General features: G+C 45.5%; 13 protein-coding genes and 1 pseudogene. 7 read left to right on the forward strand and 7 right to left on the reverse strand.

Annotated elements, in window-relative coordinates:
- Both Q5076_RS12875 and Q5076_RS12880 read left to right on the forward strand, forming a co-directional pair.
- A pseudogene (locus tag Q5076_RS12875) lies at nt 1–479 on the forward strand (hypothetical protein); the annotation flags it as partial.
- Nucleotides 480–689: 210 nt separating this feature from the next.
- Nucleotides 690–1,013 (forward strand): co-chaperone YbbN, encoded by a 324-nt coding sequence (locus Q5076_RS12880; RefSeq protein ID WP_303013924.1) that lies wholly within the window; start codon nt 690–692, stop codon nt 1,011–1,013.
- 236 nt (nt 1,014–1,249) lie between these two features.
- Here Q5076_RS12880 and pncB read toward each other — a convergent pair whose 3' ends face one another.
- Complete coding sequence (gene pncB / locus Q5076_RS12885) at nt 1,250–2,419, reverse strand: nicotinate phosphoribosyltransferase (RefSeq protein WP_303013926.1); 1,170 nt, start codon at nt 2,417–2,419, stop codon at nt 1,250–1,252.
- A 145-nt stretch (nt 2,420–2,564) separates the two neighbouring features.
- Here pncB and Q5076_RS12890 point away from each other — a divergent pair, with 145 nt between their 5' ends.
- The 3 genes from Q5076_RS12890 to Q5076_RS12900 all read left to right on the forward strand — a co-directional run bounded on the left by Q5076_RS12890 (nt 2,565) and on the right by Q5076_RS12900 (nt 4,997).
- Nucleotides 2,565–2,891, forward strand: a complete 327-nt coding sequence (locus tag Q5076_RS12890) for a cupin domain-containing protein (RefSeq protein ID WP_303013928.1) — start codon at nt 2,565–2,567, stop codon at nt 2,889–2,891.
- Nucleotides 2,892–3,632: 741 nt separating this feature from the next.
- A complete protein-coding gene (locus Q5076_RS12895) occupies nt 3,633–4,412 on the forward strand; it encodes an SDR family NAD(P)-dependent oxidoreductase (protein WP_303013929.1) in 780 nt (259 codons plus the stop codon).
- A gap of 360 nt (nt 4,413–4,772) precedes the next feature.
- Entirely contained in the window at nt 4,773–4,997 is a 225-nt protein-coding gene (locus Q5076_RS12900) for a winged helix-turn-helix domain-containing protein (protein WP_303013930.1), read from the forward strand.
- Between the two features lie 283 nt (nt 4,998–5,280).
- On the opposite strand, the gene proC is transcribed toward Q5076_RS12900, so the two are convergent.
- Both proC and Q5076_RS12910 read right to left on the reverse strand, forming a co-directional pair.
- A complete protein-coding gene (gene proC, locus Q5076_RS12905) occupies nt 5,281–6,081 on the reverse strand; it encodes a pyrroline-5-carboxylate reductase (protein WP_368389384.1) in 801 nt (266 codons plus the stop codon).
- A gap of 49 nt (nt 6,082–6,130) precedes the next feature.
- Entirely contained in the window at nt 6,131–7,444 is a 1,314-nt protein-coding gene (locus Q5076_RS12910) for an aspartokinase (RefSeq protein WP_303013931.1), read from the reverse strand.
- 249 nt (nt 7,445–7,693) lie between these two features.
- Here Q5076_RS12910 and Q5076_RS12915 point away from each other — a divergent pair, with 249 nt between their 5' ends.
- Nucleotides 7,694–8,401: a TIGR02757 family protein gene (locus Q5076_RS12915; protein ID WP_303013932.1), complete on the forward strand. Its 708-nt coding sequence runs from the start codon at nt 7,694–7,696 to the stop codon at nt 8,399–8,401.
- Between the two features lie 188 nt (nt 8,402–8,589).
- Here Q5076_RS12915 and Q5076_RS12920 read toward each other — a convergent pair whose 3' ends face one another.
- The 4 genes from Q5076_RS12920 to Q5076_RS12935 all read right to left on the reverse strand — a co-directional run bounded on the left by Q5076_RS12920 (nt 8,590) and on the right by Q5076_RS12935 (nt 12,983).
- On the reverse strand, nt 8,590–9,876 hold the full coding sequence (locus Q5076_RS12920) for a leucine-rich repeat protein (RefSeq protein ID WP_303013934.1): 1,287 nt from the start codon (nt 9,874–9,876) through the stop codon (nt 8,590–8,592).
- 144 nt (nt 9,877–10,020) lie between these two features.
- Nucleotides 10,021–11,511, reverse strand: a complete 1,491-nt coding sequence (locus Q5076_RS12925; protein WP_303013994.1) for a lipopolysaccharide assembly protein LapB — start codon at nt 11,509–11,511, stop codon at nt 10,021–10,023.
- A gap of 165 nt (nt 11,512–11,676) precedes the next feature.
- Nucleotides 11,677–12,396 (reverse strand): hypothetical protein, encoded by a 720-nt coding sequence (locus Q5076_RS12930; RefSeq protein ID WP_303013936.1) that lies wholly within the window; start codon nt 12,394–12,396, stop codon nt 11,677–11,679.
- A gap of 92 nt (nt 12,397–12,488) precedes the next feature.
- A complete protein-coding gene (locus tag Q5076_RS12935; protein ID WP_303013938.1) occupies nt 12,489–12,983 on the reverse strand; it encodes a hypothetical protein in 495 nt (164 codons plus the stop codon).
- Between the two features lie 938 nt (nt 12,984–13,921).
- Here Q5076_RS12935 and Q5076_RS12940 point away from each other — a divergent pair.
- A complete protein-coding gene (locus tag Q5076_RS12940) occupies nt 13,922–16,891 on the forward strand; it encodes a TonB-dependent receptor (protein ID WP_303013939.1) in 2,970 nt (989 codons plus the stop codon).
- The last annotated feature ends 11 nt before the right edge of the window (nt 16,892–16,902 follow it).

The raw sequence follows: 16,902 nt of genomic DNA on the forward strand, positions 1-16,902 counted from the left end.
ATAATTCGCCTAGAGATAATTCGCCTAGAGATAATTCGCCTAGAGATAATTCGCTTGGAAGTAATTCGCCTGGAGATAATTCGCTTGGAAATAATTCGCCTAGAGATAATTCGCCTAGAGATAATTCGCCTAGAGATAATTCGCTTGGAAATAATTCGCTTGGAAATAATTCGCCTAGAGATAATTCGCTTGGAAGTAATTCGCCTGGAGATAATTCGCTTGGAAATAATTCGCCTAGAGATAATTCGCCTAGAGATAATTCGCCTAGAGATAATTCGCTTGGAAATAATTCGCTTGGAAATAATTCGCCTAGAGATAATTCGCTTGGAAGTAATTCGCCTAGAGATAATTCGCTTGGAAGTAATTCGCCTGGAGATAATTCGTTTGGAAGTAATTCATCTGGAGATAATTCGTTTGGAAGTAATTCGTCTGGAGATAATTCATACGGAGATAACTCGTCCGGAAATGCCCCTGTATAGATACCACAGAGCCGGTCGGGCAAATGCAGGCGGGTCCGATTGTTTAATTTGTGTATATTCCCGCTTCTTTATTAAACCATCTTTCTTCCGGTATTGTTGAAACTCCGGTTATTTTGAATAAATCGGTTGTTTATTTGAATAACTCAACCATTTATTCGGATAACTCAGTTATTTATATAAAAACAGTTATTAATTAAAAGAGATTCGATTATGAAAGAGAAGAAAATAATGCGTGAAGAATCCAATCGGGAAAAACTGGCAGGTGCGGATTGGGTAATGGCGGAGTTTTATGCAACCTGGTGTCCCCATTGCCAGCGGATGAAACCCGTTGTCGGAGAATTTAAGAAATTGACGGAAGGAATGCTGGAAGTCGTGGAAGTCGATGTAGACCAGGAGGCCGCCCTTGCCGACTTCTACACCATTGAGGTGACACCCACATTTATCCTGTTCCGGAAAGGGGAGCAGCTTTGGAGGCAATCCGGCGAACTTACTTTGGAAAGGCTTGAAAGGGCTGTGAAAGAGTTCAAGTCTTGAATAGGAAAGAACTAGAATCTTGAAAAAGTATTAATAAAAAAGGAGTTTTTCTTCCGAAAGTTTTAAATCGTGTTATAAAACATACTTTTTTATTTGGATTATTTGCAAAGTTGCCAAAAGTCCGTACCTTTGCAATGTGTTTTTCATAGTATTAGATTTAAGGTTAACAAAGGTTGGAGCAAGGCGTTGCTCCTTTTTTTATGTCCCTACCTTGCCTTCTTTCTCGAAACAGCCACTCATTCGGCCAGCCTTAGTTCGTACAGGCAGGCTTTTACCTCTTCCGGGCTGCCGGTGTGCTTGCCTTCGTCGTCAGACAATTTGACGCATTCCCTCCATTCCTGGTTGACGTTCATTTTGCATTGCGTGAGCTTCATGACGATATTCGAAGGTTCAAATCCGGTGTCGTTGGTGAGGTTGGTTCCGATTCCGAAAGAACAGCGGATTTTGCCTTTGCAATATTCCTGAATATCCAATGCTTTCGTAAAGTCGAGAGCGTTGCTGAAAACAATTGTTTTGGTCGTTGCGTCAATTCCCAGCTCTTTATAGCGCGCTGTCAGTTTGTCGATAAAATCGAACTCATTGCCGGAATCGCAACGTACGCCGTCAAACAGTTTGGCTTGTTTGCGGCTAAGGTTGTTGAGAAAGATGCCGGAAGTATATGTATCGGACAGGGCAATCCCCAAATCGCCGTCATAAACGTTCACCCAGTTCTCCAGCGCCATGTAATTGGCATGCTTGTATCCGAATTGCGCTCCGTGGAACATGAACCACTCGTGCGGGTGGGTTCCCATCATTTTCATCCCGTACTTCATTGCGAAATAACAGTTGGAAGTTCCCGTGCAATATTGCGCCGTTTCCTTTAGCCGTCCGATAACCGTCTCTTGCACATTTGCGGAAAATCTGCGGCGTGTGCCGAATTCCGAAAAACAGAGCCGGTGCAGGTTAGACAGCTCCGTCTTTTCCGCCAGTTTGCGGAGAATCCCGTCCATATCGGCTACATGGCCGGAAAAGCGGTTCTTGATTTCAGATACGATGGCAAGCAGGGGGACCTCGTACAGGGTGGCTTTGTAGAGGAAATCCGTGACTTCGATATGCAGGCGGCGTTCCCCGTCCAGACAGACGCGGATTTTATCCGGGTCGAAACGGAAAGACGACAGCCATTCCCAATAAACCCGTGGGAGGAACCGGCAGTTTTTAGCCATGTATTCCAATTCCTCCCCGGTAAGCCTTAATTGGCTGAGACGGCTGATTTCCGTTTGAAGGCTGTTTAAAAAGTCTTCGGTATATTCGGTTCCGTTTCTGTCATTGAAGCTGAAAGTCCCCATCGCATAGGGAAACAGTTTGATATAAGCATACGACGTGGTAAACTTATAAAGGTCGGTATCCAAGAGTGTCTTGACAATCATTCCATTGATGCTTTATGGTTTATAAACGCCGTAAAGTTAGCATTTATCGGATAAAAGAACAGCTTTGAAGCCGATAATTTCCCGTAAACAAAACATATCGGATACATGTTCTGAACAATATATTCATTTTAAAACGGAATCAGATATGGAACAATCATTTCAAAAAGGAACGGTACTCCGCCTGGCTTCCCTGGTGGAATATTCCGAAGGAGGCGTTATCAGCAAACAGTTAATCAAAAATCCGGCAGGCAACATCACCCTGTTTTCTTTCGATAAAGGAGAAGGGCTAAGCGAGCACCGCGCTCCGTTCGACGCCCTTGTGCAAGTGCTGGAAGGAACGGCGGATATCAGCGTGAACGGAAACCTGTTTACGCTGAAGGCCGGAGAGAGCATCGTATTTCCTGCCAATGCCCCGCATGCCCTTACGGCGACGGAAAGATTCAAGATGCTGTTGACAATGATAAAAGAATAAATAACCGGAGGGTATAAAAACAAAAAATGGCTACTCATCACGAGCAACCAATCTTTTGTTAACCTTAAATCTAATACTTATGAAAAAAACACAGTACAAAGGTACTAACTTCCGGATAAATAGCAAATTTTACCCCCTTTACAGACAATAATATAACACGGTTTAATACTCTCCGATGAGCGTTAACAATTTAGACTTCCTGTGTTAACATTTAACATATTCGTTCACAATCGGCATCCGATTGCTAACCGTCGGCCCACATTTCCCCTTTTCTCAGAGAAAAATGATAGCGGCAAAGGCTGTTTTACGCAATTTTGAAATAGAATAAGAGGGGGAGTGGTCCGGCGCAAACATCTGGAAGTTCTTCGGCGCCATCCTTCCGGAACATGAAGCCATAAAAAAAGGCTATCTATCCCAGACAGCCAATCTTTTTTGTTAACCTTAAATCTAATACTATGAAAAACACATTGCAAAGATACGGACTTTGGACAACATTCCAAATTTATCGGGCAAAACGGGGCATCTTATAACATGGTTTAATAGAAACCGAATCCCATTAACAGATAAGCCGAAGAATATTAACATTTTGCAGACTTCTTAAATACATAAAGGATTGACACAGGGAGAAATACAAAAAAAATCAAATACGCTGCCGAATCCTATTAAAGAGGGTTTACGCCGGATAACAAATTCCGGATACATTTGTTTTAAATCCCGAACAATTGTCAAATTCCATCCAATATGAATAGATTCAAAGATAAAGTGGCTGTCATCACCGGTGCGGCCGGCGGCATTGGCGAAGCGACCACACGCCGTATCGTCTCCGAAGGGGGAAAAGTAGTCATTGCCGACCGTTGCGGGGAAAAAGCGGAACAGCTCGCTTCCGAGCTCGCCCAATCGGGGGCGGACGTGCGTCCTGTCTATTTTTCGGCCACCGAACTTCAAAGCTGCAAGCAACTAATCAATTTTGCCGTAAAAGAGTACGGGCAAGTCGATATACTGATAAATAACGTAGGCGGAACCGATCCGAAACGTGACCTGAACATCGAAAAGCTGGATATCGACTACTTCGACGAAGCGTTTCACCTGAATCTTTGCTGCACCCTGTATCTTTCCCAGCAAATCATTCCCGTCATGATAGCGCATGGCGGAGGGAACATCGTCAATGTGGCGTCCATCAGCGGAATGACGGCCGATGCGAGCGGAACGTTGTACGGCGCCAGCAAAGCCGGTGTCATCAACCTTACCAGATACATCGCCACCCAGATGGGAAAGAAAAATATCCGTTGCAACGCCGTAGCCCCCGGCCTGATACTGACTCCCGCCGCTTTGAACAACCTGAATGAAGACGTCCGCGACATCTTTTTAGGCCAGTGCGTTACGCCTTATCTGGGCGAACCGGAAGATGTGGCGGCAACCATCGCATTTCTGGCATCCGACGATGCGCGTTATATCACCGGGCAAACGGTGGTTGTAGACGGCGGGCTGACTATCCATAATCCTACGGCGGAACTGTCATGAATGAAAAATACGGACTGTCGGCAATCCGCCAATACGGACTGTCGGCAACCTGCCGGCAACCGTTTCGCACGGATTGTCCGGACAACGTTGCGGCACCGGGCATGTCCGGGGCCGTCCGTTTGCGGAACCGATTGTCCTCCTCCGGTTTTTCCCTCCTGTCTTTTTTAATAAATTATTTTAATAGATTACCCGTTGGAAAGAGGCGGTTACGCCCCTTGTACAGGGGGATTTCCGGTTGTCGCCGGTGAAATGAATTCAGAAATTTTAAATAATGTCAAAACGGAAGATAAAAATCGGATTTTGTTATAATCTATTATTAAAAATGAGTATATTGCAGGTGAATTATTAATACTCATAGCCATGGATAAAAGAATAGTAGGGACTAATGCCGGAAAAGTCTGGTGTGCCCTGAAGGAAATTGGTGAAATTTCAATACCTGAATTGGCGAGAAAATTAAACCTTAGCGTAGAAAGTACAGCGTTGGCCGCCGGTTGGTTAGCAAGAGAGAACAAAATTTGTATTCAGCGGAAAAACGGGTTGATTGCTTTGTCCGATGAAAGCACCTTCCCTTTTAATTTTGGATAATGACGAATTTTGTGAGTGGATGTCTTTGAAGTTCCGTTAACTTATAAGTAAATAAATATCGGTACAATATCATAAGTTAAATTTGAACCTGGAGATTTTTAATTTTAAAAGAGTTGCCTGAAATGGGGCAACTCTTTTGTTGTATGATACAGGTACGCTCCCCTTTCGCCCTTAAAGAAATGGAGTAAAAAATATACACTGTTTTAAGCCGTATCTTCTGAAAAGGCGGGGTCGCGTATTCAGCCTTTTCCCCGGAATCGCAGGAAAACAGAAAACGGCATGCTTACTCTTCCGTGTTTTTATCGATTAAAGCCGTCGCGCTGCTTTTAATCGCCTGAATGATGCAGGAAGTAAACCCGCCGTGTTCCAGTTCGTTCAGTCCTTTTATGGTAATTCCGCCCGGAGTAGCCACTTTCTCAATCTCCAGCAGCGGATGCGTATCGTGGTTCAGAATCAGTTCCGTAGCCCCTTCCATGCTGTATGCTATCATCCGCATCGCGTCGCCGGCGGGGATACCCAGTTCGATTCCCGCCTGCATGGCAGCCTGAATATATTTGAGGGCAAAGGCGATGCCGCTGGAAGTCAGTGCGGAAGTGACATCCAGTTGCTTCTCTTGCAGGAACAGGCATTTTCCTCCTTCTTCGAATATCTGTTTTATCAATTGCCGGTGCTCTTTGTCGGTTTCGCGTGAGGCGATTAAAGTCAGGCTCGCGTGTTCCGTAATGGCGATGTTGGGAACCGCCCGGAAAATAGGCATTTCGGCTTCCGTCAGATGGGCGAGGTGGGAGATGCATATCCCGGAAACAAGAGATATGAGAATCTGCGAACGTGAGAAACGCAAGGGAAGCAATACTTCGTCCGCCTTCCAGGGGTTGACGGCGAGGATAATGACTTCGGCTTCCGATACGGCGCGTTGGTTGTCGGTCGTTATATGTATCGCGGGAAAACGTTTTTGCAGCCTCTCCGCTTTTTCGATGTTCGGATTGGCGACGATGATGTCTTTCTCGTTGTAAAGATGTCCTTTTGCCAGGCAGGCGACAATGGCGCTTCCTATATGTCCGGCTCCTATGATTGCTATTTTCATCTTTTCGGGTTTGTTGGTTAAGAATTTTCTGCTTCTTCCGATGAATCTTTCAGGCGGCGCGTTGGCTTTCGAAAAAATGGCTGGATAACGAACTGATAAGCCTGTTTTTATCTTTCGTATGTACGGACAGGGTAAAACAATGGTCGCTTCCTCCGTAAGAAATCAGAGAGATGGGAATATCCTTAATCGTATCCATAATCCGGCTTTCCACCTGCGTGCGTTCCCAATGGAGCGAGCCGATGATATGTATCACGGACATATTTTCGTCCACAACCATTTCAGCATATTTATGCAACTCCCTTTGGATAATTCGCAAAGTGTCCCGGCTGGCTGCCATCATCATGGAAACGGACACGTTGGTCGACGCCATTGACACAACGTTGATTTGGTATTTGTTGATAACCTCCAGCAGCTTGCCCAGCAGCAAATATCCCGGCAAGACGTTCAATGAAGTGAAACGCACGAACGTGACCGAATCTTGGGAAAGAATGGCTTTGACGCTGTTTCCCGTGTCGTGGGCGGAGATATAAAGCCTTTCCGTGTCGAGGTCGTGCATGTCCGTCAGCCGGATGGCGATGTTGGAACGCGCGGCAAGGGTGATACAGTCCGCATAGAGCAGATATACTCCGCTGTTGATTAGCTGTTCGGCTTCCGTGTACGTAAGCGAGTGTTGCTCTCTCCGGCAGTTGCGGTTCGCATAGATATGGTTGATTTCGGTAGACAAGAGTATTTCGTCCGCTTTAAATAAGGTAGCGAGTACCGTTGCGTAGTAATCATTGCGTTTGGCGCTCATAAAATCGATTTCGCCGTAAATGTTCTTGCAGATGGAGAGCGGGGCGATGAAAATATCCACATTCCGGTTTTCGTCGATGTATTGGCGGAGCGATTCCTGGATATAAGGGATGTCCGGTTTTCTTTCCAGGTTAATCTGCATGAATTTGCCGGTGTCCAGGGTTTGGGCATGCAACCCTTGCTGGCGCAGGCAATAAGTGAACAAGTCGCAGGACAACCCGTATATTTCCGCTTTAATCATTTTATCTATTAACAAATCCGCCTTATCTTCCACCAGGGCATGTATCTTATCGGTACATTCCTGAATCCGCGCTTTCATCTCCCGGTTTAGCCGGCTGTCTGCAATCAGCCGGTCGGCAAGGCTGCGGCAGTATTCCCCGATGGCGTTGACAGTAGCGTGCGACGCCTCGTCTTCTTCGTGGAACCAACTGACGGAAATGGATTGTAACCATTCCTGTAACGGAGCCAGTACGGGAAGTACGGCCACGTAAGGATGCTCTTTCTGAATGCAATTAATTACTTGTTTGATTTCATCCTCATTTTTAATTTTCTCGAATTTGCAAACTTTCATTGTTTTCTGATAATTTATCGGTTACTGTTCTTTTCAAAATGATATGCCCTTTTTCAAAAGGGAAGGCTCTGTCAGTCCCGCACCGTCACTCTTCAATCAGGCATGTCTTTAAAAATCAATTTGTTAGTCCGGACCCCCGTCTTTTTAAAGCGGTTCCTTTCTATAAATAACCTGCTAATACCATACCATATTTCATTTTAAAACAGGAATATGTACTTTTGCACTTTCAATGACCGATACAGATAAAAAATGACCGAAGATGTAAAAAACAAACTGCTGGTGTGCGCCGGAATCTACCATCGTCCGGATTTCATAGCCGATGACCCGGTGCAGTTTCCCCGCCGCTATGCGTTGAAGCAAGATATTGAAGTCAGCGGTTTGCTGACGGCGATGATGAGTTTCGGCAATCGCAAACAGATAGTGAAAAAGGCGGAACAGTTGCACAGGCTGATGGGGAACTCGCCATACCGGTATGTCCTTTCCCGGCAGTGGGAAAAAGATTTCCCTCCGGGGATGGCGGATAGCTTTTACCGTATGTTGTCGTATGCCGATTTCTATGGATATTTCTGTCGGTTGCACACGGCTTATATGCAGTTCGAAAGCCTGGAGGAAGCTTTGAAGCCTTATCCCGGAATACCGATGGAAAAGTTGTGCGCGTTTCTTGAAGTATCCGCCAAAAGCCCGCAGAAAAAATTGAATATGTTCCTGCGTTGGATGATTCGCAAAGATTCGGAAGTCGATTTGGGTATTTGGGAAAGTTTCGACCGCAAGGAGCTGATTGTCCCTTTGGATACGCATGTCTGCCGGGTCGCCCGTCATTTCGGACTGACGGATACGGAAACTTTCTCCTTAAAGAATGCCCGGCAAATTACGGCCGCTCTTGCCGAAGTCTTTCCGGACGACCCCTGCCTGGGGGATTTCGCCTTGTTCGGATTGGGAGTAAACGGGGAAATTTGAACGGGGGGAAGAGGGAGTTTGTCCTGCAGGACGGAGATTTTCCAATGACAGAACCGGAAAAGCCGATAGGAGAAAGCGGCTTTTCCGGTTGCAATTAGAGTAAAACCGGCAATTGGAGTAAAACCGGCAATTGGAGTAAAACCGGTAATTGGAATAAAAACCGGCAATTGAAATAAAACCGGCAATTGTCAGGACGCTTTTATTTTGCTTGCGTAATCTTTCCAGCCGTTTGCGGTTTTGTATTTTTCCAGAGAGACGGCAGGAACGTAAATGGCGGCAATGTCGTCCGGAAATCCGTACCATACGTGTTCGAATACCTGAGGAGGTGTTATCCCTTCAACCTTTACCTCTTTAATACCTGTATGATTGAAAGCTGAGAAATTAATCTGCATGACGCTTGCCGGAATGGTTATCCGGGTCACTTTCTTATTGCCGCCCAAAAGTCCCTGTCCCAGGATGCGGATACTTTGCGGAATCTCGAAACGGTTCAATTCCGGGCATCCTTCAAAGCAATATGCTTGAATGGCGGTGTCGGCGCCGGTGTCGGAAGCGGTTCCGTAAGTCGTTACCTCAGTCAATGCCCGGCAATAGTAAAAAGCCCTGCTTGTTATGGTTCCGATGCTGTTGGGTAGTTTCACCGTCACAATCCCGCTCTCCCGGAAAGCTTCCAGGCCGATTGACTTCACATTTTCGGGAATCTCAATCGTCCGGAGTTGCGAGGTCCTGAGGAAAGCCTGTGCTTCAATCTCTTTCAGCGTTGCGGGCAGAGCCGCTTCTTCGATGCCTGCATACATGAAACAACTGGCAGGGAGTCGGGTGATGTTTGTCCGGCTCAAATCGGCTTTTTTCAGGTTGCGGCAATAATAAAATGTATTTTTCCCCAGATGTTCCAGCGTGGAAGGAAAAACAATTTCCTGAACGGTTGAACAGAAGAAAGCCGCTTCACCGATAGATTTCAGCCCTTCATTGAGCACGATTCTGTTTATCCGGCTGCCGTAAAAAATGTTGTTAGGAATTGAAATGACGCCATCGGGCAGGATAATCTCGTCATATCCTTCCAGGACTTCCGCCAGTACGCCGTTTTTGATACGGACAGGCGCAATCCGGACGGTGAAACTTATTTGTTTCCCTTCTATCGTTATTGTCACTTCCTGTTCGTCGGCAGGGGCGGACGAGGAGAAGCCGCTAACCTGTTCAGGGGTAATTTTCACAGGGCGCCGCTTCCCGTCACTGTATTCGCCCGTCACTTTGAGTCCAGTCAAGTCTATGTTCTCTTCCAATGCATAAATCCTTTTTTCAGGCAACAGTTCTATAAGGAGATTTTCAAGCAAGACATTCTCTTCGGGTCCGGCAGGTCCGGCAGGTTCAGCCGGTTTTTCGGCAGGAGGCGTATCCTTCCGATATTCGTCGTTGTCTTTACTGCAACCGGTCAATACAAAAAATGCGATGCTCAATAGAATAACAATTTCTTTCATACTCATAGGTTTTTCAAATTTTTCCGGATGCAAAGATAACGAGGCCCTACCGTTTTTGAGTTACGATATAGCCTTAGGAATCTAACAGTTGGAAAATGAAAGTGTTGATATTCAGATAGTTATTCCGAGCGGATGCGGAAAAATCTAACACGTGCCTGACACCTGTCCGAAAAGCGCCAGAAACAGTTCCTTGTTTGCCGTTTCTGCCGACTTGATGCGTGATTTAAGCCGCGACTTGCGGGCATATACATTCGCCACCGTATCTTTCATGAACAAACTGATGACTTGCGGCGAGAAACCTGTAAAAATATAGCAAAGCAGCCGCAGGTCGTTCTCCTTCATCGCCGGGAAGTCGGTCCGCAGTTTTTCCATCGCGTTGTCATGGCAAGTGTTTACAATGAGCTCCAGCTCTTGCAGCACTTCATTGTTTTCGGCAAAGTCGGCGATTAACCGTTTGACCTCATGAAACATCGCCGCCTGTTGCGAGGCGGTATTTTCGCGTTCGTAGTAAGTTTTCCCCAGTTTGTCGATGATGTCGAAACGTGAGGCAATCAGCCCTTTCAGGTGTTTTTCCGTCTTGAGCCGGTCTTTTATATGTTCCGCCAATATCTTGTATTCGGAATTCGCCTCTTCCGCCAATAATAGATAATGTTCGGTGCGTTCCCGTTGCAGGTGCAGGCGTTGGCGGATGATGTAGCAGGCTATTCCTATGAACAGGAAAAGAATGCTTGCCGCACCGATTTCCCATGCCGTACGGCTTTTCATCCGGTATTCGGCAAAAGCCGCTTGTTCCCGGAAATATTCGCGTTCTACCATGCCGGCGGAAAATTGCATGTTCGAGCGTGTCAGGGAGTCGGTCAGGTAGATGTAACGGTGTATGTTGTCCGTCGCTTTTTTGAAATTCCCGGATAAGGCTTCGATTCGATAGGCAGTATATTGCAGTTCCGCCATATCGCGGACATCGGTCGTGCGTTCTTCTGCAAGAGCCAGGTAATAACGTGCGCTGTCCGGGCGGTTTTTCAGCAGTTGCACGTCCACCAGCGTATGATACCCGTATCGCGTGTCTTTTCGTGCGGAAAGTTCGATGCGTTGCAACAAGTCGCGGGGAATTTGCCGTTTTCCCGATATGACGTAGAGAGAAGCCAGATTAGTCAGGCTGGTTCTGGCAAGGCTTTCGCTCTTTATTTCGTCTGCCAGGTCCAGGGCGGCGGAATAAAGGCGCATCGATTTCTCCATGTCTTTAGAGCGGTATGCGGCTGCCGCCATGTCGAGCGTCGCTTCCGTTTCTTTGTGCAGGTTTTCCGATTGCCGGAAGTGGTTCCGGGCTTCGTAAAAATAATGATAGGCGCGGTTGTAATTCATTTGCGTATAATATACCTCGCCGATTTGACTGTAGAGCAATCCTTTGTAGTAGGGGTTGCCGGCAGTTTTCAGCTTTTCTTCAATCTCCAGGAAAATCCGTAACGCTCCCGCCCTGTCTCCTTCGTGCAGTTTGGTGCGCCCTAAGGCCAGGGCGCTGTCCGCGTCATTTTCCGACAAAGGCTTTGCTTTGTCAAGCCGGGAAATCCGTTCTCCGTTATGGCACGCCGCAACAAAGAGAATGATGGATATTCCGAATATGATTTTAAAATATATGTTCCGCACCGTTTTTCTGTTTCGTTTTCTGTTTTTTATATCCGGACCCTATTTGTCCGGAAGAATGTGAATGGACAGTCCTCCATAAAAACAAAAGCGGTAAATCCGTTTTTACCGCTTTTGTTTGATATCACATTGTATGATGATGGATGATGGGTCCGGAAATTAGAACCGGAAACCGATATAGAACCGCGGACCTGAAATATTGTATTTGATTTTTTCGTCCGTATCGTATAAATCGTATTTTACGGTTCCCCAACGTTTTTCAACTCCGAGGGAGATTACTCTGTAAGACACGGAAAGGCCGGATACGAAGAAAGTGGCATAACCTCCCGAATGGTAATCGTCATTTGCGTAGATTCCGGAATAGCTCGGTGCATAACGGAAGTAAACGCTTGCTGTCAGTTGGTCAACCGGATTCACCGTGACGGAAGGACCGATTTGCATGCCTGCCGTGAAATGATAGGCGTTATCTTTTCCCCCTTCTTCATAGTTTTCCATTTTATATCCTGCGGCGTTGATATCGAAATAAGTCCAGTCAAGCCCGATTTTAATCATGCTCAATATCGGAGTCTTGTGTAAATAATAAGTTTTTCCCATGGTGATTGCCGCTCCCCATTCGCTTTCGATGCTGCCGTCAAAACCGTCCACTTCTATTTTTTCTTTGTTGAAACTGAAATTACGGTATTTTCCGCGTCTCCATACGTTTGAGTTCTTGTCAACCGTTTCAATCTGTTTTTGCATGTCCTGTTGGTTAGCCTGCAAATCCTGAATGATTGTAGTTAACGAGTCTATTTTAGCTTGTTGCAAGTCCTCTTTTGAGGTTTGTGCGTTTGCTGTATAGCAGAAACCTACAGCCAATAATCCTAGTAAAAATGATTTCATAATATTTTCTTTTTCTTAAAATTAATTCGGGTGCAAATTTATTGCATCTGTCATAAATTTGCAAATCTATAAAAAGAATTAACGATTGATTCTTATGTTAATTTGCCGGTAAGTCCGGCGGAAGCCCGGTTTAGCCCCGAACCTTCTTTGATGGCCTTTCTCCACCTTTGAAACATTCTCATCAGGCTTTCTTCTTCCACCAGTTCCACCATATTATAATGTTCGACGAAAATCCCCATTGATTTTTTGAACATGATGCCGTGGCAATATTTGTTTTCCAGAAGAAATTCATAGAGTTCGGCTTTCATTTCCACTTCTATTTCCTTTTCTATGATAAGCGCGCTGTCATGGCCTATATAATTATATACATACGGATTCTTGCCGTTTCTCGGATGGGGAAGGGAAAAAGTGATGTTTCCGGTTTCGCGCCAGGATACATTGGGAGGATGGGGGACGGAAAGCTGGTGGAGAAAGTGATAGATAGGATGGGTATCGGGAAGATGGATGGCGGAATGGATGTGATTTTTGAAACGCACGTACATATAAGCCGCTAAATGGGGCTTAATGGAGAAAGTGACTGTAACCATTGGTATTAGAATTTAATTTGTAAATATTTGTAGATGGATGCTGCGCCGGGCGCCGGCATCCGTCTTTTTTGTGTCGTGAATTTCCTTTTAAAGAATGGAACAGTTTCTCTCTTGTGTAATAGGTTGTTTTTCAAATGGTTACATAAGCGTTTTTTGGTTTAAAACCAACGGGTCGTTCCTTTAAAAGGAACGACCCGTTGCACACCGAGAAACACCCCGTTGGTTTTAAAGCAACAAGGCGTCCCTTGAAATCAAAAGATAAATCTATATCAAATATCCCGAATTATTGAAATTAGGGGAAAATACGGCTTTCTTCAATGTAATGAAATAATATCACCGGAATACCTTATTGTTTTTATGCGTATGGAGGAGTGTCGGAGTGTAATATATACGGAATATTCAATAAACGGTTTTTTAACATAGTTTAAAAAAGAGGCTTTTGTATTTCCGAATTTATTTTATGTCGGGTTTTATTTTGAAATAAAACGATAATGTGTGTAAGAGATACTCCTGATGCGGATTTGCATAAAAATAAATACGGAATAATTATAAAAATGAAGATTTACCAAGTACTGATAGAACTTGGTATTTTCCTACTCTTTCCGCTATTAAAAAAAACTATATAATGTATAAAACGCTAATTATCTTCTATTCTTAGATAGGATTTATTAACTATTCTGTTATAGTATTAAACTATGGAACAAAAGTATGGATTCTTTTTGCAAAAAACAACGAAAAGACATATTTTTTTTGTGAAATATACTCCCCGGACAGGGCTAAAAAATAAAATATGGATACAAATTCGTTTTGAATAGCCGATTCGATGTAAAAACACGACATAGATATTGAAAATGGAATAAGTTCTATCAGAACTTATGCTAAATGTGAAATTTGAATTTAATTGTTTTAGGGCTATTTAATAACTTAAAAGGAGATTTATGAAGGAAAAATTAGCGCTGTTATTGGGATGCTTATTCTTAGGTATCGGATTGATAACAGCTCAAACGCAGAAAATTACAGGGGTCGTTATTTCCGAAGATGACAAACAGCCTGTCGTAGGAGCTTCTATTGTAGTAAAAGGGACCGCTTTGGGAACTATTACAGACGTAAACGGTCACTTTACCTTATTGAATGTACCGGCTTCCGTAAAGACGTTGCAGATTTCCTATATCGGCATGAAGACCGAAGTAGTACCGGTGAAGCCCTCTATCAAAGTCATTTTGAAATCAGATTCGCAATTGGTGGACGAAGTGGTAGTGGTAGGTTACGGTTCTGCCAGAAAACTGGGTTCGGTGGTCGGTTCGGTCACCACTGTGGGCAGTGAAAAAATAGCGAACAAACCGGCTGCCAATGCCGGCGATGCCTTGCAAGGGCAAATCGCCGGTTTGCAGGTGTTTACTCCGAGCGGGGAACCCAGCGAAACCGTAGTCATGAGGCTGCGCGGCGTCAGTTCCATCAATTCAAATACGGAACCTTTATTTATATTGGACGGCTCGCCCATCTCTTCCGGGGCGTTTACGATGCTGAATCCCAATGACATTGAAAGCATGACGGTGTTGAAAGACGCTTCTTCTACCGCTATTTACGGTTCGCGCGCCGCCAACGGGGTCGTGATAATGACCAGTAAAAAAGGCAAGAGGGGGCAGAAAGCGCGTGTATCGCTCAATGCGTTGTACGGTTGGTCGAGAATAACCGGAGACAACATCGACATGATGAATGCCGAACAGTGGTTGAATTTCCAGGAGATACTGGACCCCGGAAAAGCGTATGACGATGCTTTCCAAAAGAGAAAGAGCTTTTATGTGGACAACGGGATTTCAACGGATTGGGCGGATGTCTTTTTCGGAGATGCGAAACCTACCCAGCAGTATGACATCAATGTCGTGGGAGGAACGGAAAGCATCAATTATTATATCTCTTTCGGGCATTACGATACCGACGGAATCATGGATGATTCTTCCATGCGCCGCGAAACCTTGCGCAGCAATGTGGAAGTGAAAGTCACGGACTGGCTGAAAGCGGGAATCAATATGAACCTTTCTTATAAAAAATACCGCACCACGGCATTCAGTACGGACCTCAACAACGTTTACAATAAGGCATACGCCGCACGCATGTACCGTCCCGACCAGGCGGCCAATGAAATACTGACGGATGCGGAAGGCAATTTCACCGGTTACGGCAAACGCCTGAATTATCTGGAGGATATGGGATATTATAATCCTTATTATCTGTCGGAGTTACAGCCGAACAACCGCAGTACGATACGTGTCAACGGCAATACGTTCTTTAATATTAATCCCATAAAAGGCTTGAATATACGCGCTTCCCAGGCTGTGGACGCCTTTGACTACCGCAATTCCCATAAAGCATATCCGATAGGCCCGTTTGAAGGCGCGGGAGCGGCTACGGAATCTTTTGAACGCTACTATTCGTTCACTTACACCAATACCGCCGAATATAAGTTCAGCCTCGATAAGCTTCACCGTTTCACGGTATTGGCGGGACAGGAATCCATTATAACCAAAAATGAGAATTTCTCGGCGAATTCAAAGAAAATGGTGGATGCGCGGATGATGCTGATGACGTCGGGTGCGGAATCGGAAGTGCCTGCCCACTCCATGTATAAAAAAGTATTCAACTCTTATTTCGCTACCGTCAGTTATAGTTACGACGACCGTTATTACGTCGACCTGGCGGGCAGGCGCGACGGTTCTTCCCTGTTTGCGAAGAATAACCAATGGGCCAATTTCTACTCGGTCGGAGCCATGTGGAACATGAGAAAGGAAACTTTCCTGCAAAACGTGTCGTGGCTGGATGCCCTGCAATTGAAGGTAAGTTACGGCACGACGGGTAATTCCGGCATCACTCCTTACAATGCTCTGGCATTGGTAGGTTCCGGCTTGAAATACAACGGGCAACCGGGAATTGCGCCTACGACCGTTGGCAACGACGATTTGACATGGGAGAGCATGAAGACGCTGAATGTGGGTGTCAGCGCGAAAATATTCAATCGTTTTTCCATAGATTTTGAATTTTACAACCGCCATACGGAAGACATGCTGATGGCTTATCCGCTTTCTTATACGACGGGGCATAGTAACAGCGTGGAAAATGTGGCGAGCATGCGCAACCGGGGTTTCGACTTGACTTTGGGGGCGGATGTGCTGAAAATAAAAGATTTCCTCTGGAGCGTGTCCGGCAATCTGAACTACAATAAAAATGAGATTACCAAGCTGTTCAACGGGTTGGATGAATACACGCTTCCCGCTACTGGGCTGAAAATGCAGGTCGGCAAGCCGTGGGGGGAATACTATTACGTGAGATGGGCGGGAGTAGACCCGCGCGACGGTTACAATATGTGGTATGACAAGAACGGCAACCTGACAAAGAAATATTCGGAAGACGATGCGGTGTTTGTCGGCAAGCAACGCTATGCGCCGTGGTCGGGAGGATTCGGCACGCAGTTGAGTTGGAAGGGGATTTCCGTCAGCGCGGACTTTTCGTTCATACTGGGGCAGTATATGATGAACAACGAGCGTTACTTCACGGAAAATCCCACCTTTGCCGGCTCTGACAACCAGACGACGGAGATGCTTACCATGTGGCAGAAGCCGGGTGATATAACCAAGATTGCTATTCCGGATTCGCCGGTGCAGTTTGATTCCCACCTGTTGGAGAACGCTTCGTTCATGCGTATGAAAAACATCACTGTCGGATATGCTTTTCCTGCCAAATGGATTCAAAAGACCGGGGTGCTCAGCAGCGCAAGGGTCTATTTCGTAGGGCGTAACCTGCTTACGGTAACCAAATACAAAGGATACGACCCGGAGGTGGACAGTAATGTCCAGTTGGGCAACTATCCCAATACCAAACAGTATTCTTTCGGTGTCGAACTAACTTTCTAAAACATAAAGTA

It is taken from the genome of uncultured Bacteroides sp. (genome assembly GCF_958445495.1).
Taxonomy (GTDB): Bacteria; Bacteroidota; Bacteroidia; order Bacteroidales; family Bacteroidaceae; genus Bacteroides.

Excerpts from the sequence above, each read along its gene's own strand:
- Q5076_RS12880 (WP_303013924.1), top strand. The coding sequence starts at position 690 with ATGAAAGAGAAGAAAATAATGCGTGAAGAATCCAATCGGGAAAAACTG.
- pncB (WP_303013926.1), bottom strand. The coding sequence starts at position 2,419 with ATGATTGTCAAGACACTCTTGGATACCGACCTTTATAAGTTTACCACG.
- Q5076_RS12890 (WP_303013928.1), top strand. The coding sequence starts at position 2,565 with ATGGAACAATCATTTCAAAAAGGAACGGTACTCCGCCTGGCTTCCCTG.
- Q5076_RS12895 (WP_303013929.1), top strand. The coding sequence starts at position 3,633 with ATGAATAGATTCAAAGATAAAGTGGCTGTCATCACCGGTGCGGCCGGC.
- Q5076_RS12900 (WP_303013930.1), top strand. The coding sequence starts at position 4,773 with ATGGATAAAAGAATAGTAGGGACTAATGCCGGAAAAGTCTGGTGTGCC.
- proC (WP_368389384.1), bottom strand. The coding sequence starts at position 6,081 with ATGAAAATAGCAATCATAGGAGCCGGACATATAGGAAGCGCCATTGTC.
- Q5076_RS12910 (WP_303013931.1), bottom strand. The coding sequence starts at position 7,444 with ATGAAAGTTTGCAAATTCGAGAAAATTAAAAATGAGGATGAAATCAAA.
- Q5076_RS12915 (WP_303013932.1), top strand. The coding sequence starts at position 7,694 with ATGACCGAAGATGTAAAAAACAAACTGCTGGTGTGCGCCGGAATCTAC.
- Q5076_RS12920 (WP_303013934.1), bottom strand. The coding sequence starts at position 9,876 with ATGAAAGAAATTGTTATTCTATTGAGCATCGCATTTTTTGTATTGACC.
- Q5076_RS12930 (WP_303013936.1), bottom strand. The coding sequence starts at position 12,396 with ATGAAATCATTTTTACTAGGATTATTGGCTGTAGGTTTCTGCTATACA.
- Q5076_RS12935 (WP_303013938.1), bottom strand. The coding sequence starts at position 12,983 with ATGGTTACAGTCACTTTCTCCATTAAGCCCCATTTAGCGGCTTATATG.
- Q5076_RS12940 (WP_303013939.1), top strand. The coding sequence starts at position 13,922 with ATGAAGGAAAAATTAGCGCTGTTATTGGGATGCTTATTCTTAGGTATC.